This window comes from Candidatus Erwinia haradaeae (assembly GCF_900698965.1).
GTDB lineage: Bacteria > Pseudomonadota > Gammaproteobacteria > Enterobacterales > Enterobacteriaceae > Erwinia_E > Erwinia_E haradaeae_A.
In genome coordinates this window covers 743,851-765,645 of sequence record NZ_LR217725.1, presented here as the reverse complement: position 1 = coordinate 765,645, position 21,795 = coordinate 743,851, and the positions used below count along the sequence as shown (strand labels likewise).

Here is a 21,795-nt window from a genome sequence, read left to right as displayed (position 1 = left end):
CTCCTTACTTTCAAAGTCTATATAGATAGAATGAATTACATTATAATAAATAGATCACAGCAATCAGGTGCTCTCTATAGAGCATTCTCATAGATTGTATTGAGAATAATTAATAATCAATTATACTATTTTAGTTGTTTGCATGAGCTTTGCATGATGATAGAATAGTGATATCGTATGAGAATAAATGTTCTTTTCATAAGGTAATCACTAATTCTGGAAGAAATAAAAATTTTTCTTTAGAGCAATTCTACCATATAACGCTAATTCATATGAATAATACGCATAAAATAATATATTATTAGTTGTATGGACAATAATCGTATATTGTTTACTGAATGTTATATGTGATCCTAAGACTTATGTTGTCCTAATACTTATTATGAGGAGACTTATAACGATAACGTAACTACATTTTACTTTTTAAAAATATCTCGGATATGATGCATATATCATACTACCTTTTTTTATCATTTTTAATGTAAACATACTCAGTATGTATCTTATATTTATGTTATGTTATAATCATATGTTGTGAGCAGTTGCTAAGGTACAGACCAAGCATACGATCTCATAAATACTTATCTCATCACATCATCACCTTCTGTGGTTTAGAAACACCTCAACTATCATTTATTATACAATATAGACACACGAAGATTCCTAGCCATACGTTAATTTTTAGATCAAGTATTGTGCTAATACACACGATGTGTATGCTGTACATTGTAGGCTATATACACATTTTTCGAAGAAAAATTTTTACGATTATTTACAATGTAACATCAGTGAGTCATTCATTTGTAATGGCTTGCATGCATAGTGCACCTTTCAGTAATACGGTATCATGTAATGATATAATTTTGCGTAGACTATTTATATATACCCCTAATGCAGGGGTATATATAAGTATGTTGCTTGATTAAATTATTGCTTTTCAATATCTTGAATATCTTTAACTTCAATCTCTACACGTCGGTCTGGTGCCAAACAAACAATCAACTCTTGTCGGTTATGGACCTCGTCGCAAGTATTCGTAGAAACGGGGTTAGCACTTCCTTCACCATGTGAAGAAATCTGATCCATAGGTATACCTTTTTCTACTAAATAGTCTACGACTGCTTGAGTTCGCTTTTCAGATAGTTTTTGATTATATTGTTTTGACCCAATGCGATCACTATAACCTACTACTACTATGGAAGCGTCTTTGGTATCTAGATTGCTAACCTGAGTATATAGTTGATCTAAGATCTTCTGACCATCTACATTAAGATTAGCCTGGTTAAATCCAAATAAGACATCAGATTTCAAAGTAAAATGATTATTCTCTGGGGCAGCAGGTGATAAAGGCACAAGACTTCCTTCTTTATCCTGTCCAAAATGATAAGCAATACCTATATTAATTAAACTATTGTCAGGACGTGTACCAATAGTACTAGTATTTCCAATATTATCTATCCATTGGTAATCTAACCGTGTAGACCAATTTTTATTAATAGCATATTCCATCCCTAATGCTATTAGCGGTGATACACCGGTATCCTTAGCGTTCAGCCTAGTATGCGTCACATTAGTCTGAACTGTATCTGCATGCCAAATCATACTACCTAAACGAGTATATGCGTTAAGATTATCAGAAATTGGATAGTTAATTTTTGCTGCCAGTTGGACTCCTTGTGCCTTAAAGGAACCATGAACGGTCGTACCCTTATGTGGCATGCGACCCAACCAGTCATATCCCAAATCAAAACTCAGATACGGATTGGCTTGATAACCAAAAAATACACCAGAACCTAATTGGCTCCGATGGCTAGGGCCATCATTTTTTTTATAATTACTATTATAATAACCGGTATCATCGTAATGAGACCAGCCCAATTTAACACCACTATACCAAGTGTTATCTTTAGGAGTGGCTCGCGCTACTGTAGCAAAACTAGCCAATGCCACTGCAATTGCGATAGCTGTTTTTTTCATTTTTTTAGGCCTCGTTATCATTTAAAATAAGCAATGAGCATACGTTAGCTCTTTCGGGTAATCTCTTGCCAAGTTATTCAGGTGATTTATTACTTTGCCATAATATAGAAGAAGTTGGTACTGCAATTCACTAAAGTCTACAATGTACTAAAAAACTTACAAGTATGTTGTTACATAGCTTCATAAATAATAAGCTCAAATATAAACTATAACAAAACTTCTGTGTTTGAGGAATGAGCACAAGATCATAATATATTAATTCAGACTAATAGGTTGTAATGTTTAAGATTTAATTACAATTTAGAACAGTTAATCGTATTGTGTGGTATTAGTAATGCTATCAGGTCATTCTGCGTGACGTGATAAGATAGACATCTTACAAAACATTTTTAGTGTATATACCATATTATATATGGCGTTAGTAGTAATCTGCGCTGTACTATTCGCTTATCTCCAGGTCAGTGAATCAGAAGTGTGTAATGATTATAATATAATCTAGTCTAAATTGAGTAATATTTTAAATATTATATCAGATAAGTCTTTCTAGATCTGCATAGATAGCTGTAATGTTTTTTTAAAATTAAAAAACATGAATGATATGTATAACATACATGGTTCTATTAAGACCAGGCTTTCTGATGTTATATATGATCAAGGCGCTACCTGGATAAATTTAATAACTACAGTGTTTCATATGAGTGTATATATACTGTATAAAAACCATAATTTTTTCAGAGTAAGTAATAGATTCAGACAACCGATACAGTTATGAGCATTAACATGAATAGACGACATATTTAAGAGATATTAGATGCTATAATAAATAATAAATATAATACAGATCAAAGGTATACTTTAGGTGTTCAATTGATCTGAGGTTGTTAACACAACGTCATTAAATCTTTACCTCTAGTGTTCGCTATGATACTAAAAGATCAAGAAATAGTTTTCTTTGAGCGGCTTTTGCGTAGCATAAAAGTGAATCAGTGTGCATGATGAATGAGATATGCATGAATGATATTTAAGAAGACGAGAGCGGTATGCGCAATGATCATGAGGTATTGTTATATTATTGTTAAGATCTCTAAGCAAGAAACACGATTCATTAGTGTATTGATACTAGATTCACCATTTCATTCATCAGGATCAGAAAAGATATAAATATATAGATATATCAATAGGGTATACATTTTATGTATAAATATGCATTAAATAAAGACTATTGATAATGTGTAACTATAGTAAGCTAATAATTTAGCTAATATTGTGAACTCACACTGAGATCTGATTCGGGTTTTTGATAAGTTACATAACTCATAGAGACCTGTTCTCTGGATTGATGGTAGAGCTAGAAAGTGCAGTGATTCTAGTTAACATGCACGGGATGGCATAAAATCTATTACGTGTTTCGATATCATGATTTCATGATGGATACTTAGAACAGGCTTTGAATAGCATAAGGTTATATATGATACATTCTGATTTACTGCATCAAGCTGTGTTAAGCTATTTACCTAATGCACTACCTTAACTTGAGAAGACAGCTATGTTGAATGCATTTAAACTAGAGAACAGTCGTCTACGTCGACTGGTGTTAGAGGATCCTAATACTAGCGACAATCTTAGTGAGTCAATTTGGGTAGATCTCGTTGGACCAGAAGAAACACAACGTGCTCGCGTACGTAGCGTATTAGGTCAAGTTTTAGCTACTAGTCCAGAATTGGAAGATATAGAGGCTTCAGCGCGCTTTTTCGAAGATAAGGATGGTTTGCATATCCATTCCTTTTTTCTATACGAAGACATAGATGATCACGCGGGAAACTCAACGGTAGCTTTTACTATTCGGGGGGGTCGTCTGTATACCTTACGTGAACGAGAGCTGCCGGCTTTTCGCTTGTATCGTATGCGAGCACGCAATCAAGTGTTAATTGATGGTAATGCCTATGAGCTTTTGCTGGATTTGTTTGAAACAAAAATTGAACAATTAGCTGATGAAATAGAAAATATCTCTAGTAATCTAGAAGAATTTAGTAGAGTGATTATGAAAGGTCAGCAGGGAGATGAGTTTGATCATGCTCTCTTAGCTTTGGCAGGTCAAGAGGATATAGGTTGGAAAGTACGCCTTTGCTTAATGGATACTCAGAGAGCATTAAATTTCTTAGTACGCAAAACTCGGTTACCTGGTAATCAGTTAGAGCAGGCGCGTGAAATTCTGCGTGATGTTGAATCGTTATTACCTCATACCGAATCGCTTTTTCAGAAGGTAAATTTTTTAATGCAGGCCGCAATGGGTTTTATTAACATTGAACAGAGTCGTATCATTAAAATTTTTTCGGTAGTATCAGTAGTGTTTTTACCACCAACTCTAGTAGCATCTAGCTATGGGATGAATTTTTCGTTTATGCCAGAGCTGCAATGGGGCTTAGGGTATCCATCAGCAATACTTTTAATGATCTTAGCAGGTCTAGCTCCGTATGCTTATTTTAAACGAAAAAAATGGCTATAAGTTACTTGTTAGTTTTTTAAGCGCTATGGAGATAATAAGCGCTCATTAGGATGCTTCTTAAGAAGAAGAAAGCGTCTGTATTATTGACAGAGTATGACCGTTACGTTTTTTATAATGAGCCATAGATTTTGAAACACTGAAAATAATTTATGTGTATATCTGGATCGTATGTCAGCGTAAGTTTCGATCGAATGAAGTTTTAGTTTTTGTGTTGCAACTCTTTGGGCATCTTAAATATTATATTCTCTTTACGCCCATGCAGCTCTAAGCTGTGGGTGGCGCCGAGCTCCATAAGTTTTTTAACGATCTGTGTCACAAGAACATCTGGCGCGGATGCTCCAGCAGTGACACCAACACAATTGATACTTTGTAGCCATTCGTCCTTAATATCCTTCTCAGAGTCAATTAAATATGTTGGACATCCTAATTTCTTAGAAATTTCTACTAAACGGTTAGAATTAGAGGAATTTTTTGAACCAACTACCAATATCAGATCGGCGTGACGCGCAAGATCTTTAACTGCTTTTTGTCGATTGGTTGTCGCATAACAGATATCATTTTTACGTGATCCGATAATCTTAGGAAAACGAGAATATAAGGCATGTATAATTTTCTGACTATCATCAACCGATAGAGTAGTCTGCATCATAAATCTCAGATTATCTTCATTTTTTACTTTTAGATTAAATACATCATTTTGTGTCCTAACTAAATATATGCCACCACGTGGGTTTGTGTATTGCCCCATGGTGCCTTCTACCTCTGGGTGACCTGCATGGCCAATCAAAATAGCTTCTATACCTTGCTGACTAGCGCGCGATACCTCTAGGTGAACCTTTTTTACTAATGGACAGGTAGCATCATATACCATTAAAAGATCTCGTTCTATTGTTTTACTAGAGACTAATTTAGAGACACCATGAGCAGAAAAGATGACAATAGATCTATCTGGAATCTGATCTATCTCTTCAATAAAAACAACTCCTCGATTTTGAAAGTGATTTACAACATAGCGATTATGTACTATTTCATGACGCACGTAAATTGGTGCACTATATACGTCTAAGATACGTTCAACAATACTAATTGCTCGATCAACACCGGCACAGAAACCGCGTGGATTAGCTAACAAGATTTTCATCACTGACCTCCAATAACGATCAGATTATATTGCTTAACATTAATCAGGGGTATACTTGCCTAATACCTAGGAAGAGGAATAGGGTGATGATAGGTTTTTTGGAAAGACATTTTACCATGCTAAAGTGACTTTTATTAGATTTTTCTCTAATTGTTGTTGCAGTACTCATCAGACTCTAGGAATTTTTTATGTTAGTATATTAGCACAATTGTTAATTTTTCCCTTTGTATTAAAAATTAAGATACCTGTCACTAACACGTACAGTCTTTTTAAGACAATTATTTTAGTCTAAATATTGATGCCATAATTAGCACATCAGAGTTAATTGATATATTCTTAGTTTGTCGTATACAGTGTATAGGTAGATATATCTTCGATGCTTCTATTAAGAATATAAGCGTATTCGAGAAGCATAACATTATGGGTTATGCTTGTTATTCTCTACAAAGAGCGCGCATTGCTTATCTGATCTTTGAAAAATCACACCCTTATCTCGTAATATATCATACATATTAATATTTTTGATATTCAGTCTTCACTGTATATTCTGCTTGAGAGGTAGGTTATTAGGTTATTTATAAACTCTCATTATAGATATAATCCTATATCTTGCTTACCAAGAAGCCGGTGATCTTGCAGGTTTTATATCGAGATAACCTTTAATATCATATTTGAAAAATTTTGTAAGATCGATTTGAATTTTATCTTAAAACTGCAAGTTTCAGACTTTTTTTAAAAGATGTTTTTAACAGAATTAAAGAATCGAGTATCAAGGATACTTAAACGAGACTGCTTGTGACATCATCGTGAATGATTCTATTTGTAATGCTTTATTATTTTACTTAGTATAATGAGTACAGAGCCCATACATATTGCACTATCTGCAATATTAAATGTTGCAAAATGCCACGTATTAATATGAAAGTCAATAAAATCAATGACAAAGCCACGGCACATTCGATCATAGAGATTACCCAATGCACCGCCTACGATTAAAGTATAGAAAAAATTATTTATCTTATCATTAGTATAGTTAAAATGTATTTTTACTAATAAGATGATTACTAAAATGCTAGTTACACCAGATAACAACCAGCGTTGCCAGCCGCTCTGACTAGACAAAAAGCTAAATGCTGCACCAAGATTTTGGGTGTGGTACAGGTTTAAGCAAGGTATGATTGATACGGACTGATGCAGCAGCATATGATGAATAATCCATTCTTTGCTACTTAAATCTATTATCACTATAGCAAGTGCCACCGATATCCAGCGCAACTTATGGAAGTACAAATTAAAATTTATCACGCAAATCTACGCCTTTCACCATCACCTATGATATTGGTGATGCAACGCTTGCAAATATCAGTATATATTGTATGTTGACCAATATCATCTGTGTGATGCCAGCATCTTGAACATTTTTTATTGCTTGATTTCTGTAGTACGATCTTAAGACCCTTTAATAGCGTACTCTGGTGAGCATTAAGCGGTGCATGATTTATATCTAAGACTACCGCTTGAGATGTAAGTAAGATAAAACGCAATTCTTCGTGTAGACAGAGCAATTTATCTGATAACTCTGGATCTGCATAGAGTATTATGTTCACTTCTAGTGAATTTTTTATAAGTTTATCAATACGAGCTTGTTCTATAATCTTATTCACTGTACCACGTACTTTCAGGATTTGCTCCCAATATATATTATTCATTATCGCGTGATCAGACAAAGTGAATAAATTATCAAACCATTCTTCAGTAAAGACATATTTTTTCCGCTCACCAGGTAAGTGCTGCCATATTTCGTCTGCAGTAAAGGATAGAATAGGTGCTATCCAACGCACTAAAGCTTCAGAAATATACCATAATGCTGTTTGGCAACTTCGTCGAGCTATGCTATCAGATTTAGTGGTATATTGACGATCCTTTATGACATCTAGATAGAAAGCTCCCATTTCAACAGAGCAAAAGTGTACGATACGTTGCACTACTTCATGAAATTGATATGCCTCATATGAGGCAATAATAGCATTTTGCGCTGCTAAGGCACGACCTACTGCCCACTGATCTAAGATTAACATCTTTTCCTGGTTTACCGTGTCCTTTATTGGGGAAAATCCTGTGAGGTTAGCCAGTAGAAAACGCGCGGTATTACGAATCCGACGATAGCTGTCGGAAGACCCTTGTAAAATTTGATTGGAAAAGGCAATTTCTCCTGCATAATTAGTTGATGCCGTCCAAAGACGCAGAATATCCGCGCCAAGTGTATTAATAATATCTAGCGGTCTTACAGAATTACCCTCAGATTTTGACATTTTTCGACCTTGGCCATCTACGGTAAATCCATGGGTTATCACTCGTCGATATGGTGCCGCCCCTTTTAGAGCTGTAGATATCAATAAAGAAGACATAAACCATCCACGGTGCTGGTCTGAACCCTCTAGATATATATCTGGCGTATGACCGTCATACTCAGGATATTGATCAATAACTGAATGGATAGTTGACCCTGAGTCAAACCAAACATCTAACGTATCAGATATTTTGATATAATGCTCTGCATCAACATCGAGCACCTCGCAGTTTCTTAAATCCCACCAAGCTTGAATACCGCTCTTCTCTACGTGTTTAGCAACTTTTTCCATTATCTCCAGTGAGTTAGGGTGCAGTTTATTCGTCTCTTTATGCACAAAGAGTGGTATAGGTACACCCCAAGTTCTCTGACGGGAGATACACCAGTCTGGACGATCAGATAGCATGTGATGAATTCTTGTCTGGCCCCAACTTGGTGTCCAATATACTGATTGAATGTTCTGTAAAGACTGCGCACGTAATCCTTTCTGATCCATACTAATAAACCATTGTGGAGTCGCGCGAAAAATAATTGGAGTTCTATGGCGCCAACAGTGTGGATAACTATGGTTAATAGCTTCTGTATGTAGTAAGGCACTTCTTTCATCTAGTGCTTTAAGGATTATATCGTTGGCTTGAAAAACATGTATACCATCTAGTTTTGACCAAATACCGGGTAGGTAGCAACCATCTGGTCCTATTGGATTAATGGTTTGAATAGAATATTTTTGACTTACGGCATAGTCTTCTAACCCATGGTCAGGGGCAATATGTACTGAACCAGTACCAGTGTCTAATGCAACATGTTTACTAAGAATGACAGGAGAGACATGATCTAGGAATGGGTGCTGAAATTCCATCATTTCTAGAAAATTGCCTTGCAAGGTGCCTAGTATAGTCCACTGAGTTACTCCAATACGAGCCATGACCGCATCGATCATATCCGTGGCAAGTATAAGCGCCCTATCCATGATTTGGATGAGCTGATAGCTAAATTCTGGGTTTACTGCAATAGCACGGTTTGCAGGCAAAGTCCATGGTGTTGTGGTCCATATTACTAGAGAAATCGGACCCTGAACGTAAGTAGAAGTGAATTTTATCTGTACCGCTTTTTTATCTACAGCATTAAATATAACAGTTATAGACGGAGACCTTTTATCTAGGTATTCAATTTCAGCATCTGCCATAGCGGATCGACAATCTAAACACCATTGCACCGGTTTAATACCTTTATATACATGACCATTTTCAATCATTTTTCTCAGTGTGCGGATAATATTAGCTTCCGTTTGAAAATTCATGGTCTGATAAGGATTATCCCAGTCCCCTAAGACGCCAAGCCGAATAAAATCAGCTTTTTGTGCATTTATTTGTTTATTAGCGTATTTTCTGCAAGCTATTCGAAATTTCGCCTGGCTAATGTTGTCACCAGGTTTACCAAATAGCTTCTCAACTTGATGCTCAATTGGTAGACCATGACAGTCCCAACCAGGAATATAAGGTGCGTTGTAGCCCGATAGGCTTTTTGATTTTAAAATAATATCCTTTAAAATTTTATTTACTGCATGACCAATATGAATATTACCATTAGCATAAGGAGGCCCGTCGTGTAGCAAAAAGGTTTTTTGTCCTATTTTTGCTGCTCGAATTATATTGTATAGCTTATCATCACACCAACGTTTTAGGATATGCCGTTCGTTTTTTGCTAAATGACCTCTCATTGGAAAATTTGTTATTGGCAAATTCAAGGTAGTTTTATAGTCAATCATTAAGATTCTCTATTTCATCTTTGTCAGTTGTATTAATACATAAATATTAACTAATGTTAATATCACCTGGGGGTGTAGTAATTAATGCAAGTTCTGTATGATATGTTTTTTATGTTATATTGCTCTTTTGTATTTTTTTAAGCGGCTGATGTACAATCGAAGATAACAGATGTTTTATAGTCATATGGTGCTTCTGTATGCTGAATGAAGTTAAAATATATTACATTTATTTTTAAAAAATATAAAATGTGATGCTTATAAGGAATCTTGTTTCATAATTGCCTATAATTATTTTAGAAGATTGTAAGCTCTAGGATTAGAGTAGATATTGGTCTGGGTGCAACAATCACAACTAACATTTACCTTTTTATAACATTATAAATGTTAACTATGTGAAGACTACATGGTTCTAGTTATTCTAGTTATAAGATATTAGATGTTTCGTACAGCAAGTACGACAGTTTATAACTTATTGTCATAACAATATGGGCATATAATAAAGAAAAAATACTACTAATTAAAATAGTTAAAAAATTTTCTTAGCTTGTGAGTATATTACCATGAGTATCGTAACATAAGTTAAATGATTTAGGTCTATAACTGTCTATCTATACTATCTGTGCTATCGGTCTGTTGAATATAGATTTATGCATAATGATGTATTTTCTAAAATATCTAATTATATTTATCCGGATGATATTTGTTGATTTTTGTCTTACAAAACTTATTGACAATGATTAGAGTAAAGATAATACTCTAAAGTGTTAGCCTTTAAATATTAGAAACACTGTTTAGTTACTATTTTAGTTTAGGAGTAGAATTTTGGCTAATATTCAATCATCTAAGAAACGAATTATAACATCTGAAAGATGTCGTAAGCATAATGCAAGTCGTCGATCTATGATACGTACTTTTATTAAAAAAGTACATGCAGCGATTGCTACTGGTGATCAGAAAATCGCACTCAATGCATTTAGTGTTATGCAGCCACTTGTAGATCGTCAGGCTGCTAAAGGTTTAATTCATAAAAATAAGGCCGCACGCCATAAATCCAATCTAATTGCAAAGATTAAGGTAATGTCTGAATCTAAAGTTAATATAGAATGATTTGTATATTATGTGCTATATAGCACATAATATACAAATAAGAAAAATAAAATATCTATATTATTATATAGATCACCGCAATTTGAGGCTCAAACTGCAATAGTATCTGAGATACTGCCCTACGGGCAGTATCATGATTTTACTAAACATAGTTCTTGTATGACTACATAATAGTAATTATGTCCTTCAAGTGCTCTTAAAGCCATGTCATTCTGAACTTTTAGAACGCACTAAGATTTTGCTGTTAAGCTATCTCTACGGTGCATCATCTAATACAGTTTCATATGTGATTTTAGCTTAGAGAGATTGAACTGGGTAGTAAAGTATTCTTATGAGATTGAGATTCTGCATAAAACTCATTTTTTCATAAAAAAAGAACTTTACTTGGAATACAGATTAGGGCATTAAACCTGATATTTTTTATGTTTGTTTATGTAAAAAGTATCAACTCTCTATAATATATATTATACATATTATGTAGAGAGTTTATATAGATGTAGAGAGTTTATACTAAATTGTCACTTGTATATATCGTTACTTATATATAAGCATTTAAGTTAGGTTTTTATATTTTATACAAGTATTTACATTAGATTTTTCTGCGAAATTTTAGAGAAAATAGGCATGTACTCATCAATGACAATACACCCCATCATAATACAACTAGAAATTAAAAAACTATAAAAAACATGCACATGTAATAAAGAAAATCCTTCTAATCATATTTTAGATTTACATCTATGGTTAGTGATTCGCTCAGTCTTCTTTCTTCATTTAACCATTCTCCTAAATCAATTAACTGGCAGCGTTTACTGCAAAATGGACGCCATTTACTGAATTTATGCCACGTTATTTTTGTACTACAAATAGGACACTGCACTGTAGTTATATAGTTCATGATCTTTTATTTTGTGGATGTGTTGTGGACTATCCGTTATAAAACAGCAAAAATAACTGATTATGATCTGATTCTAGCTTTTATTAAAAAATATTAGCTGAATCTATAAAAATTTATCCACGCGGCGAATATTATTACGTGATAGTTTTGCGCATACCCTTTAAAAGTTAAAAGGTGGTAAGTGTTTTGAGTATTTAAGATATCACATAATATTTATGTGTATTTAATATTCTTTATAATTACGTTAGGTATTGTTACCGACTATCCTCTGTGTTTTCCTGATGTAGATATAGATAACGGATCATTGCCCTAATGCAGGATTACACCTATATAGTCAGATGCTTTTACATTTGTTAGGTTCTCTTTATCAGAGCTAGAACAATCATAATTATATGTATGTGCTTCCAAATCTTATATGTTATATATCACAACTATCTGCATTATTAAAAGTATAATTCATCATTTTTGAATACTATAGCGAACCTAGCTTATTAACATGAATTTATAGTTATAAACTAGTGATAAACTATAATATTAAGGACTCAAAGATATTGCATAATATCTCTCAAAAACATTAGAGGATGTTACATCTTTTACAGCGATTCTTCCAGACTATGTATGACCATTGCAAATTCAAATATCCACTCGATAGGTCTGTACTGTTCTTCCTGTTGATTTACCACATGTGTCTGAAAGTTGTATATTTTCTCCTACCGATGTAATTATGGATTCCTGAATTCAATGTAGAAAAAAAGCACTGAATGAAAGAGCTATCTCTTATTCTGCTGTTTTACTTAGAAAATATACACAGTGATAGAAGTATGGGTAAACCATATATAGCACTAATTCTGTATATTTTCTATATGTTCTGTAATAAAAAATTTTATTAACTGATTTTAAGATTAAGCCTATATACAAAATATATGAATATTACCTGTATCACTGGTAATACTTTACGTGATAGTGCTATATATTAGGTTGAAGAGTTTTTAAAGGCTAAAATTTATACGCCTGAAACGTACTTTATTTGGAGCGGGAAACGAGACTTGAACTCGCGACCCCGACCTTGGCAAGGTCGTGCTCTACCAACTGAGCTATTCCCGCTAATTATAAATATAATGATTTATTATACTATAATAACGCTGATTACACAACGATTATGTTTCTGTATCACGCTCTTTAATAATCTTTTTCTATGCGATTAGGTAAATCATGCTTAAAAATTGATAAAATAACCTCGTATGATCCATAGGGTGCACATGAATGATTACTGTTTACCATTCTAATCAATTGAAAATGCTTACAATGTTAGTTTGTCAGGAGATAAAAAACAACCCCCTCTATTATCCATTATCTCCTGAAGTGATGCTGGTCAATAGTCCTCATATGGTGCAATGGTTAAAATTTTCTTTTGCTGCAGAGTTTGGAGTAACTGCTAATATTAACTTTATGTCATCTGCTGACTTTATCTGGGAGATTTTAGCGCTAGGTCTACCGCATTATTCTAAAAAAAGAATATTTAGTAAATCAAGTATGCGTTGGAAACTTAGAGTTCTACTTCCAAAGTTGCGTCTAAAGAATGAGTTTAGCATGCTTCATGATTACCTGTGCGATGATAGCAATAATTATAAGCTATTCCAACTAACCGAATATATAGCAAATGTTTTTGAGCAGTACCTTTTGTACTGTCCACATTTGATTCATAAATGGGAAGAAGGGCGCGTAGAGGAAAAGTGTGGTGATGCTGAATTATGGCAAGGACCACTGTGGCTAGCATTAGTAGAATATACTAAATATTTAGGAGAACCGGTATGGAGTTTCTCTGCTATTTCTGAACGTCTTCTGTTTACCCTAAAAAATACTAATAAGAATTTACCAACTCTGCCAGAGCGTGTATTCGTTTTTGGTTTGTCAACGTTACCTAACTATTATCTTCAGGTTTTAGAAAAACACATGGATATACACATCCTTTTTACTAATCCATGTAAGTATTATTGGGGGAATATCCAGAGCCACTCTTTTTTAACGCAACTATTAAGTCGTCATCGTCATCACTATAAGGAAGACCGTTGGATCTCACAATTCCGTGATTCTGACGATGTTGCTAAATTATTTCGAACAGGGGGCGAAAAACAACAGCTATGCAATCCACTCCTAGACTCGTGGGGGCAATCAGAGAGAGAGAGTATATCTCTTTTAGCACAGAATACACCAAAAGAAGTATGTGCGTTTGTTGATGTTTTACCAAGTAACCTTCTATGCACAGTGCAGAAAGATATATTAGAATTAGAGGATCACTCAATAATTGGTCTCAGTGCAAGAAACTGGGATAATAGCTTAGAAAAGCGCGTTTTAGCGGTAAACGATCGCTCAATAGAGATTCATTTATGTCATAGCATATGCAGTGAAATTGAGGTGTTACACGATCAGTTGCTAGCTATGATGGCGGAGGATCCAGCGCTTTCTCCGCATGAGATTATTGTTGCAGCTGTAGATATTGATATTTATACACCATTTATTCAGGCTGTTTTTAGTACTGCGCCATCTAATCAAAATATACCATATTCTATCTCTAATAGTTGTATGGCCAAGAAAAATTTATCTATTACAACTTTTATCGCATTACTAAATCTATTAGATAGTCGTTTTATTGCGGAAGAGGTTTGGTCTGTTTTGGAGGTTCCTGTAGTTGCTAGCCGTTTTTCTATCAACGAGGAAGGACTAATTGTATTACATCGTTGGATAGCAGAATCTGGGATAAGATGGGGATTAGATGAGAATAATATAAGAGACCTTGACCTGCCTATGACTACTCAGAATACTTGGTGTTTTGGCTTAAATCGTATGTTGTTAGGTTATGCAATGGATAGTGCGTCGGGTGAGTGGAGAGGAATATTACCTTTTAATGAATCTAACGGGTTAAGCGCAGAATTAACAGGGCATCTATCTGAGTTTATACTTACTCTAAATAAATGGAGAGAACGTATACGTCAGCCGCATGACTTAAAAAGCTGGACGCCAATATGTCGTCTGATTCTAGATGATTTTTTTACAAGAAACTCAGATAACGAAACAGAGTTGGCACTAATTGAGGAGCGTTGGCATAACATGCTATATCATGGTATTCAAGTATCTTATAGAGATAATGTATCATTATCTCTTCTTAGAGAAGATTTATCATTTTATATCGAAGAGAGACATTTAAGAGATTACTACGTACCTGGATATGTAAATTTTTGCACTTTAATGCCAATGATGTTTGTACCAGTAAAAGTAGTATGTTTATTAGGAATGAATGAAGGTGTGTTTCCACGTGTTCAGGTGCCATTAAGTTTTAACTTAATTCATCAAAAGATGAAGCAGGATGGTGATTTCTATAATGAAAGTTACCTATTTTTAGAAGCTTTTAATGCAGCCCAAAAAAAATTTTATATTAGTTATATCTCCCAATCAATCCAAGATAATATCACACGTTATCCATCTATTATTGTAAATGAATTAACACAATATATTAGTCAAAGTTTTTGCCTGGCTACAGATAGAGACAAAAACGTTGACAGTAGTTCTCGATCTCTAGTTCAACATCTTGAGAACGTGCATGCTTTTACATCTATTTTAACCCTGAACCATTTTCGATCAAAAGCTAAGTCTCTGGATATTACTCCAGAATGGTCGCCTACTGTTCGTAAACAGGGTGTTTTTGCTTCACCTTTTGTAAATACATTACTTCAAAAACATGAAAAAAGTGTTAATTTAAATCAGTTTCTACGATTTTGGCGACACCCAGTACGTTATTTCTTTAAGTACGGGCTTGGCATTAGCTTTGAAGTAGAGCAAACTCTACTATTGGATGTAGAACCATTTGCTCTAGACGGACTAACTCGTTATAAGCTTGATCAAGATTTATTACAGGAACTTATAAATAAAAGAGGCGGAGAATTACTGTATAAACAGTATAGATCTGCAGGTATTCTACCACACGGAGTCTGGGGGGAGCTATGCTGGCAGGATAGAAAAATCGTATTAAGTAATCTTGCTGAACAGATTGTAGAACATCACTCGTCTACACAAAATAAAGAAATATTGTTAAATATTAGAGATATGATATTGACTGGTTCTCTTAATCAAGTTCAGAGCAATGGGTTATTACGCTGGCGCCCTGCTGTTCTTAATGTTCACGATGGATTAAGGCTCTGGTTAGAACATTTAATATATTGTGCAACAGGCAGTAAAGGCATTAGCCTTATGTTAGGACTTCAAAATAGTATTTGGCGTTTTTTGCCAATATCAGCAGATAACGCACAACAGTATTTAGAACACTATATGAATGGGTATTGCCTAGGTATATCTAACCCTTTATTAGTAACATACTCTGGAGGTGCGTGGTTAAAGGCCTGTTTTGATAAAAATTTGGGTATTATCTGTTATGATGATAGAACGCAGAAAAAGGCATATAAAAAATTGTTAGAGCGCTGGCATGGATCTTATCATGTTAACGGGGAAAAAAACGATCTCAGCTTGAAACGATTATTACCTAATTTATGCACTACAGATATTCAAGCCATAATAGCGGCAGCAGAGCACTGGTTTCTGCCAGTAATGCAGTCTCATCAGGAGGCTCAATCAGAATCTTATACAATTGTTTGACGCTAGACTGTCAATAGTAATAGTACATCTACAGTAGTAATTAATTGGTTTTTCCTGCTCTACAATTAAAATCTTTACAGCAGTGTGCTAAGTTTTTTACGATTTAGATACCACGCAATATATATTCTTACTCCCTACTTTAATTAGTATGAGAGCTAGAGCATGTCTCTCAATGCGCTCTAGCTCTTATCATAGTACTGTTTGGATATTTTAATTAAGTAACACAGCAAAATAAAGGTATATTTCATGCATAACGCTACACACTGTAATATAGTTCAAATTCAATAGGATGGGGAGTCCGTCGAAGACGTTCTATATCCTCTTGATGTAATGCAATATATGCGTCGATTGCATCGTCAGTAAATACATCACCCCGGGTTAAGAAAGCACGGTCTTGATCCAAGGCAGATAAAGCTTCATCGAAGGAGATTGCAACTTTGGGCATGGAGGTCTCTTCTAGAGGTGATAACTGGTATAGGTTTTTATCTCTTGCTTCACCTGGGTGGATCTTATTGATAATGCCATCTAAGCCAGCCATAAGCATCGCAGAAAAACAGAGATATGGGTTAGCCGAAGGGTCAGGAAAACGAACCTCAATACGACATTTTCTTGGATTCGAAACCATTGGAATTCGGATAGCGGCTGAACGGTTACGAGAAGAATAAGCAAGTATGACTGGTGCTTCATATCCTGGCACTAGGCGTTTATATGAGTTTGTAGTAGGATTAGCTAATGCATTCAGCGCTTTTGCGTGTTGAATTATACCTCCTATATAAAACAAAGCAAGTTCAGATAATTGACTATATCTATTACCCGAAAACAAATTTGTATCTTCTTTAGATAAGGAGATATGGCAGTGCATGCCGGATCCATTATCACCGTATATTGGCTTAGGCATAAAAGTAGCGGTTTTTCCATAAGTATGAGCAACATTATGCACTACATACTTATAAATCTGCATTTCATCAGCTTTTTTTATTATAGTATTGCAACGAGTAGCAATTTCATTTTGACCTGCAGTAGCTACTTCATGATGGTGCGCTTCAACAACGATACCCATATTTTCCATCATCAAACACATTTTAGATCGAATATCATGTGAAGAATCAACTGGAGGGACCGGTAAGTATCCCCCTTTAAGTTTTGGACGGTGACCTTTATTACCACCTTGATATTCTTTACCAGTATTCCAATGAGCTTCAATATCATCGATAAAAACATGTGATCCAGAGGTGCTATGCCCAAAACGAATATCGTCAAACATAAAAAACTCTGGTTCTGGCCCAAAAAATACATTATCTGCAATACCAGATCTTCGTAAAAACTCTTCTGCTCGTTTAGCGATAGAGCGCGGATCGCGAGCATATCCTATCATAGTATCCGGTTCCAAAACATCACAACGCAGAAGAAGCGTTGCATCTGCAAAGAAAGGGTCAAGGACGGCAGTGATAGAATCTGGCATTAAAAGCATATCGGATTTATGGATATCTTTCCAACCATGAATGGAAGAGCCGTCAAACATTTTACCTTCTTTTAAAAAATTATGATTTACCTGGTGAGCAGGGATGGTCATGTGTTGCTCTTGGCCCTTGGTATCAGTAAAACGTAGATCAACAAATTTCACTTGATTATCATTAATCATTGACAGAACATATTCAGCTGACATGTTTAATACCTCCTAGACTTGGTCATTGTTATAGCAATGTAAAATTGCGATTTTGTGTTCTGTACATGCTCGTGTTATTATATGCATTTTAAGTGGATACCTTATAAACCTTGTAACAGAATGTATCTGTAGATATTTTTTAAAAATTACCCTCAATCATGGCTTTGTACTTTATGTTTAGTATCCCTACTATTTTACTGCAAGCCTACGAATAGCGGGTTGTCTTAGGATATGGTTATAATCAGGCTTGATTGGTACATATATAAAAGAAGGATTCATCATGCAGGTTATCTTATATGAGAATTCAGTATAAAATATATGAATCATATATTACGTAGGCATAACTTATCATTTTACGTAGGCATAACTTATAATTTGATCTAGAACACAATATAATAATTGTTATATTGTGTTCTCTTATCCCGTGCTGATCCAGCTTTAATAACAAATATCTTGGACACACACTGTTGGTGGCACAATTCTCTCGCATTATAAGACTTGTATTCTGGCAATGATTCTTTTTCTTTTACTAGAGTAAAACATATCTGTATGTTTCGATATGTTTTTATACAGTGCAATAACACAATTATAGGTTGACACAGACCTATCTTTCATTACGTCTATTGTGTTTATGAGAAGTATGTAATGTTATATCCTTAGTTCTGCCTAACATTACTAGAGTCTTTGAGATTATTAGTTCTTTATGTAGTACGGTACGATACCACTGATTACTGATAATCATAACTTGCATCTTAGTAATGGTTGATTGATGCGATTCATTGTTAGTACAGACTTGCGTGTCATACATAATGATTTATTGATTCTAACCTCTCTTACTCATTTATAAAGATTATTAAATAGTTAAAACATAAATTGATATTCTCTATGATTCATATTATGACATAATATAATTTTGATCGCATGATGCAAAGCTATAATGTATTTAGCCGTAGATCGGTTGTGCAAAGAGTTATCACAGGCTAGGGGCATTCTTGACATACTATATCATTTAATAAATTTATTATATAATCATATAATTGACTATTACAATTTTTGTATAGTACAAGAATCAGAAGTGACATTATCTTCATGTATCTTTAATAGAAAGTTAGTATCTATAAAGAAGTAAAATTGATTAACTAAGATTATATGGTGTAAACTATTTGTATTACTGCATGGATCTAAGTATATGTTAGTTCTATACTTACTTATGCTCGAGGATAATTTGTGATCGAAAATTTGCGTAATATTGCCATTATTGCTCATGTCGACCATGGTAAAACCACTTTGGTTGATAAGTTACTGCTACAGTCTGGAACTCTGGATTCACGAACAGAGCCTGCTGAGCGTATCATGGACTCTAATGCTTTAGAAAAAGAGCGCGGGATTACTATCCTTGCTAAAAATACTGCTATTCAATGGAATGGGTATCGCATTAATATTGTTGATACCCCTGGGCATTCTGATTTTGGAGGTGAAGTTGAACGTGTGATGTCAATGGTTGACTCAGTTCTTTTAGTGGTTGACGCAATAGATGGTCCTATGCCACAAACACGTTTTGTAACTCAAAAAGCTTTTGAGAATGGCCTTAAACCTATCGTAATAATTAATAAAATTGATCGTTTCGGCGCCCGTCCAGACTGGGTTGTCGATCAAGTATTTGATCTATTTGTCAATTTAGATGCACATGATGAGCAACTTGATTTTCCAGTTATCTATGCTTCTGCTTTGAACGGTACTGCAGCGCTAGATTATCATGATATGGCAGATGACCTGACTCCTTTATATGAGGCAATCATTAAATATGTTCCCGCACCAAAAGTTCAGGTAAACGCACCATTTCAGATGCAAATTTCTCAGTTGGATTACAATTATTATGTTGGTGTGATTGGTATCGGTCGTATTACTCGCGGGGTAGTCAAGCCAAATCAGAATATTTGCATTATTAATAGACATGGAAAGATACGTAACGGAAAAGTTAGCAAAGTCCTAACTCATTTAGGTTTAGAACGCATAGAAACTAGCACATCTGAAGCAGGTGATATTATCGCGATCACTGGATTAGGGGAGCTTAATATTTCTGACACTCTCTGTGATCCACAAAATATAGCGGCGCTACCAGCGCTTAACGTTGATAAGCCTACCGTAACTATGTATTTTAACGTTAATACATCTCCTTTTTGTGGTAAAGAAGGTAAGTTTCTAACGTCACGTCAAATTTTAAATCGTTTGAATAAAGAGTTAGTGCATAATGTTGCGTTGCAGGTGGAAGAAACCGAAGACACTGATGCATTTCGAGTATCGGGGAGAGGTGAGTTACACTTATCTGTGCTTATTGAAACTATGCGGCGAGAAGGTTTTGAGCTATCTGTATCGCGACCTAAAGTAATCTATCAACAAATTAATGGGCATATGCAAGAACCTTTCGAGAATGTCACTGTAGATATTGAAGCGCAGCACCAAGGTGGTATAATGAAAGTGCTTGGTGAGCGTAAAGGAGACATAAAAGATATGGCCCCTGATGGTAAAGGTCGTGTGCGTCTTGACTATCTGATCCCGTCGCGTGGTTTAATCGGCTTTCGCACTGAGTTTATGACGCTAACTGGTGGTACAGGGTTACTATATGCCACTTTTAGTCACTATGATAAGATTCGTCCAGGCACAATTGGACAGCGTCAAAATGGTGTTTTAATCTCTAACGGCCAAGGAAAAGCAGTTGCTTTTGCGCTGTTCACTCTTCAGGACAGGGGGAAATTATTTATTGGGCATGGTGCTGAAGTATATGAAGGACAAATTATAGGATTACACTCGCGTGTAAATGATCTGACGGTAAACTGCTTGACAGGAAAAAAACTAACTAATATGCGAGCTTCTGGTACTGATGAAGCACCTACTTTAGTACCAGCTATAAAAATGTCTCTAGAGCAAGCTCTAGAGTTTATTGATGACGACGAATTAGTTGAAGTAACTCCTCAGTCAGTACGCATTCGTAAGCGTTACCTAAAAGAGAACGATCGAAAACGAGCTAACCGAAAACTCCTAAAATTTTAAAATTAGATAAAAATTAGATAGTGTAAGAAGAGTACTATCTCAGCAATTCTCACATATTACTAGTATAGTGACTGGCCCCTGGGTGCATTACGTAGTTTTGATCGTCAAATTATAATAATATCTAATGTTAGATATATACAATACTACAAATTTTCAAATTTTCCTGAAAAGTTAGCTTATGGGATTTCTGGATCCAGCGATAATGACTCTGTGGTCAGCCCGCGGTCGCTACACATTGTAACTGTTAATTCTATCAAGTGCTCTCTTACAAATACCTGTAGCATTTATTACAAAGATATTATAAAGACCGATCTATACATACACCTATTGATTTAGAATGTTGTGAGGTATTGATTTAGAATGTGAAGCTAAATTATTCAGTTTGACATAGGTGATCTAGTATTCTAGCTCTAGAGGTAGAGCATCCGATGTTTCTGAAAAATCTTTTCTTGAGCTGAAAGTATTTTATATATACTATCAGTAATACATCTTATTCGAAATTATGTTATTCAACAGATTTTTATAAGAAATTCAGCTCGCATTGACATATCAATATATGATACATCACAGATGTAAAAATATTTACAGAAGATTCTACTATCATTTATTGAATTTATTAATTCTCTAGTGGTTAATATATTAAAAATAATTTTTCTACACACATTCAGTTATTGAAAAATTAAT

The 21,795-nt window shown here is 34.7% G+C and carries 10 protein-coding genes and 1 tRNA gene; 4 read left to right on the top strand and 7 right to left on the bottom strand.

All coding sequences use genetic code 11. The features are described 5' to 3' along the window. Nucleotides 1-927 precede the first annotated feature (927 nt). Entirely contained in the window at nucleotides 928-1,977 is a 1,050-nt protein-coding gene (gene ompA / locus CIPSTX3056_RS02375) for a porin OmpA (protein ID WP_072666532.1), read from the bottom strand. A 1,546-nt stretch (nucleotides 1,978-3,523) separates the two neighbouring features. On the opposite strand from ompA, the gene corA reads away from it, so the two are divergent. Then, complete coding sequence (gene corA / locus CIPSTX3056_RS02370) at nucleotides 3,524-4,483, top strand: magnesium/cobalt transporter CorA (protein ID WP_072666343.1); 960 nt, start codon at nucleotides 3,524-3,526, stop codon at nucleotides 4,481-4,483. A 199-nt stretch (nucleotides 4,484-4,682) separates the two neighbouring features. On the opposite strand, the gene ispH is transcribed toward corA, so the two are convergent. From ispH to ileS, 3 genes are all read right to left on the bottom strand, one after another. Further along, nucleotides 4,683-5,624, bottom strand: coding sequence for a 4-hydroxy-3-methylbut-2-enyl diphosphate reductase (gene ispH, locus CIPSTX3056_RS02365; protein ID WP_072666342.1), 942 nt, complete (start codon nucleotides 5,622-5,624; stop codon nucleotides 4,683-4,685). Between the two features lie 816 nt (nucleotides 5,625-6,440). After that, complete coding sequence (lspA, locus tag CIPSTX3056_RS02360) at nucleotides 6,441-6,926, bottom strand: signal peptidase II (RefSeq protein ID WP_083595518.1); 486 nt, start codon at nucleotides 6,924-6,926, stop codon at nucleotides 6,441-6,443. Further along, on the bottom strand, nucleotides 6,926-9,742 hold the full coding sequence (gene ileS, locus CIPSTX3056_RS02355) for an isoleucine--tRNA ligase (RefSeq protein ID WP_072666340.1): 2,817 nt from the start codon (nucleotides 9,740-9,742) through the stop codon (nucleotides 6,926-6,928). Before ileS ends, lspA begins: the two co-directional genes overlap by 1 nt. 822 nt (nucleotides 9,743-10,564) lie before the next feature. Between ileS and rpsT the strand changes: the two genes are divergently transcribed. After that, entirely contained in the window at nucleotides 10,565-10,849 is a 285-nt protein-coding gene (rpsT, locus tag CIPSTX3056_RS02350; protein ID WP_072666339.1) for a 30S ribosomal protein S20, read from the top strand. 715 nt (nucleotides 10,850-11,564) lie between these two features. On the opposite strand, the gene yacG is transcribed toward rpsT, so the two are convergent. Both yacG and CIPSTX3056_RS02340 read right to left on the bottom strand, forming a co-directional pair. After that, on the bottom strand, nucleotides 11,565-11,747 hold the full coding sequence (yacG, locus tag CIPSTX3056_RS02345) for a DNA gyrase inhibitor YacG (RefSeq protein ID WP_072666338.1): 183 nt from the start codon (nucleotides 11,745-11,747) through the stop codon (nucleotides 11,565-11,567). 1,028 nt (nucleotides 11,748-12,775) lie between these two features. Beyond that, nucleotides 12,776-12,851, bottom strand: a tRNA-Gly gene (locus tag CIPSTX3056_RS02340). A 159-nt stretch (nucleotides 12,852-13,010) separates the two neighbouring features. Here CIPSTX3056_RS02340 and recC point away from each other — a divergent pair. Next, nucleotides 13,011-16,394 carry an exodeoxyribonuclease V subunit gamma gene (gene recC, locus CIPSTX3056_RS02335; protein WP_072666337.1) on the top strand — a complete coding sequence of 1,128 codons (3,384 nt, stop codon included), beginning with the start codon at nucleotides 13,011-13,013 and terminating at the stop codon, nucleotides 16,392-16,394. Between the two features lie 256 nt (nucleotides 16,395-16,650). Here recC and glnA read toward each other — a convergent pair whose 3' ends face one another. Next, on the bottom strand, nucleotides 16,651-18,060 hold the full coding sequence (gene glnA, locus CIPSTX3056_RS02330; RefSeq protein ID WP_072666336.1) for a glutamate--ammonia ligase: 1,410 nt from the start codon (nucleotides 18,058-18,060) through the stop codon (nucleotides 16,651-16,653). 1,227 nt (nucleotides 18,061-19,287) lie between these two features. Here glnA and typA point away from each other — a divergent pair. Then, a complete protein-coding gene (gene typA / locus CIPSTX3056_RS02325) occupies nucleotides 19,288-21,111 on the top strand; it encodes a translational GTPase TypA (protein ID WP_072666335.1) in 1,824 nt (607 codons plus the stop codon). The last annotated feature ends 684 nt before the right edge of the window (nucleotides 21,112-21,795 follow it).

Bases quoted from the DNA above. Each gene is read 5' to 3' on its own strand.
- ompA (WP_072666532.1), bottom strand. From the start codon at position 1,977: ATGAAAAAAACAGCTATCGCAATTGCAGTGGCATTGGCTAGTTTTGCT.
- corA (WP_072666343.1), top strand. From the start codon at position 3,524: ATGTTGAATGCATTTAAACTAGAGAACAGTCGTCTACGTCGACTGGTG.
- ispH (WP_072666342.1), bottom strand. From the start codon at position 5,624: ATGAAAATCTTGTTAGCTAATCCACGCGGTTTCTGTGCCGGTGTTGAT.
- ileS (WP_072666340.1), bottom strand. From the start codon at position 9,742: ATGATTGACTATAAAACTACCTTGAATTTGCCAATAACAAATTTTCCA.
- yacG (WP_072666338.1), bottom strand. From the start codon at position 11,747: ATGAACTATATAACTACAGTGCAGTGTCCTATTTGTAGTACAAAAATA.
- recC (WP_072666337.1), top strand. From the start codon at position 13,011: ATGATTACTGTTTACCATTCTAATCAATTGAAAATGCTTACAATGTTA.
- glnA (WP_072666336.1), bottom strand. From the start codon at position 18,060: ATGTCAGCTGAATATGTTCTGTCAATGATTAATGATAATCAAGTGAAA.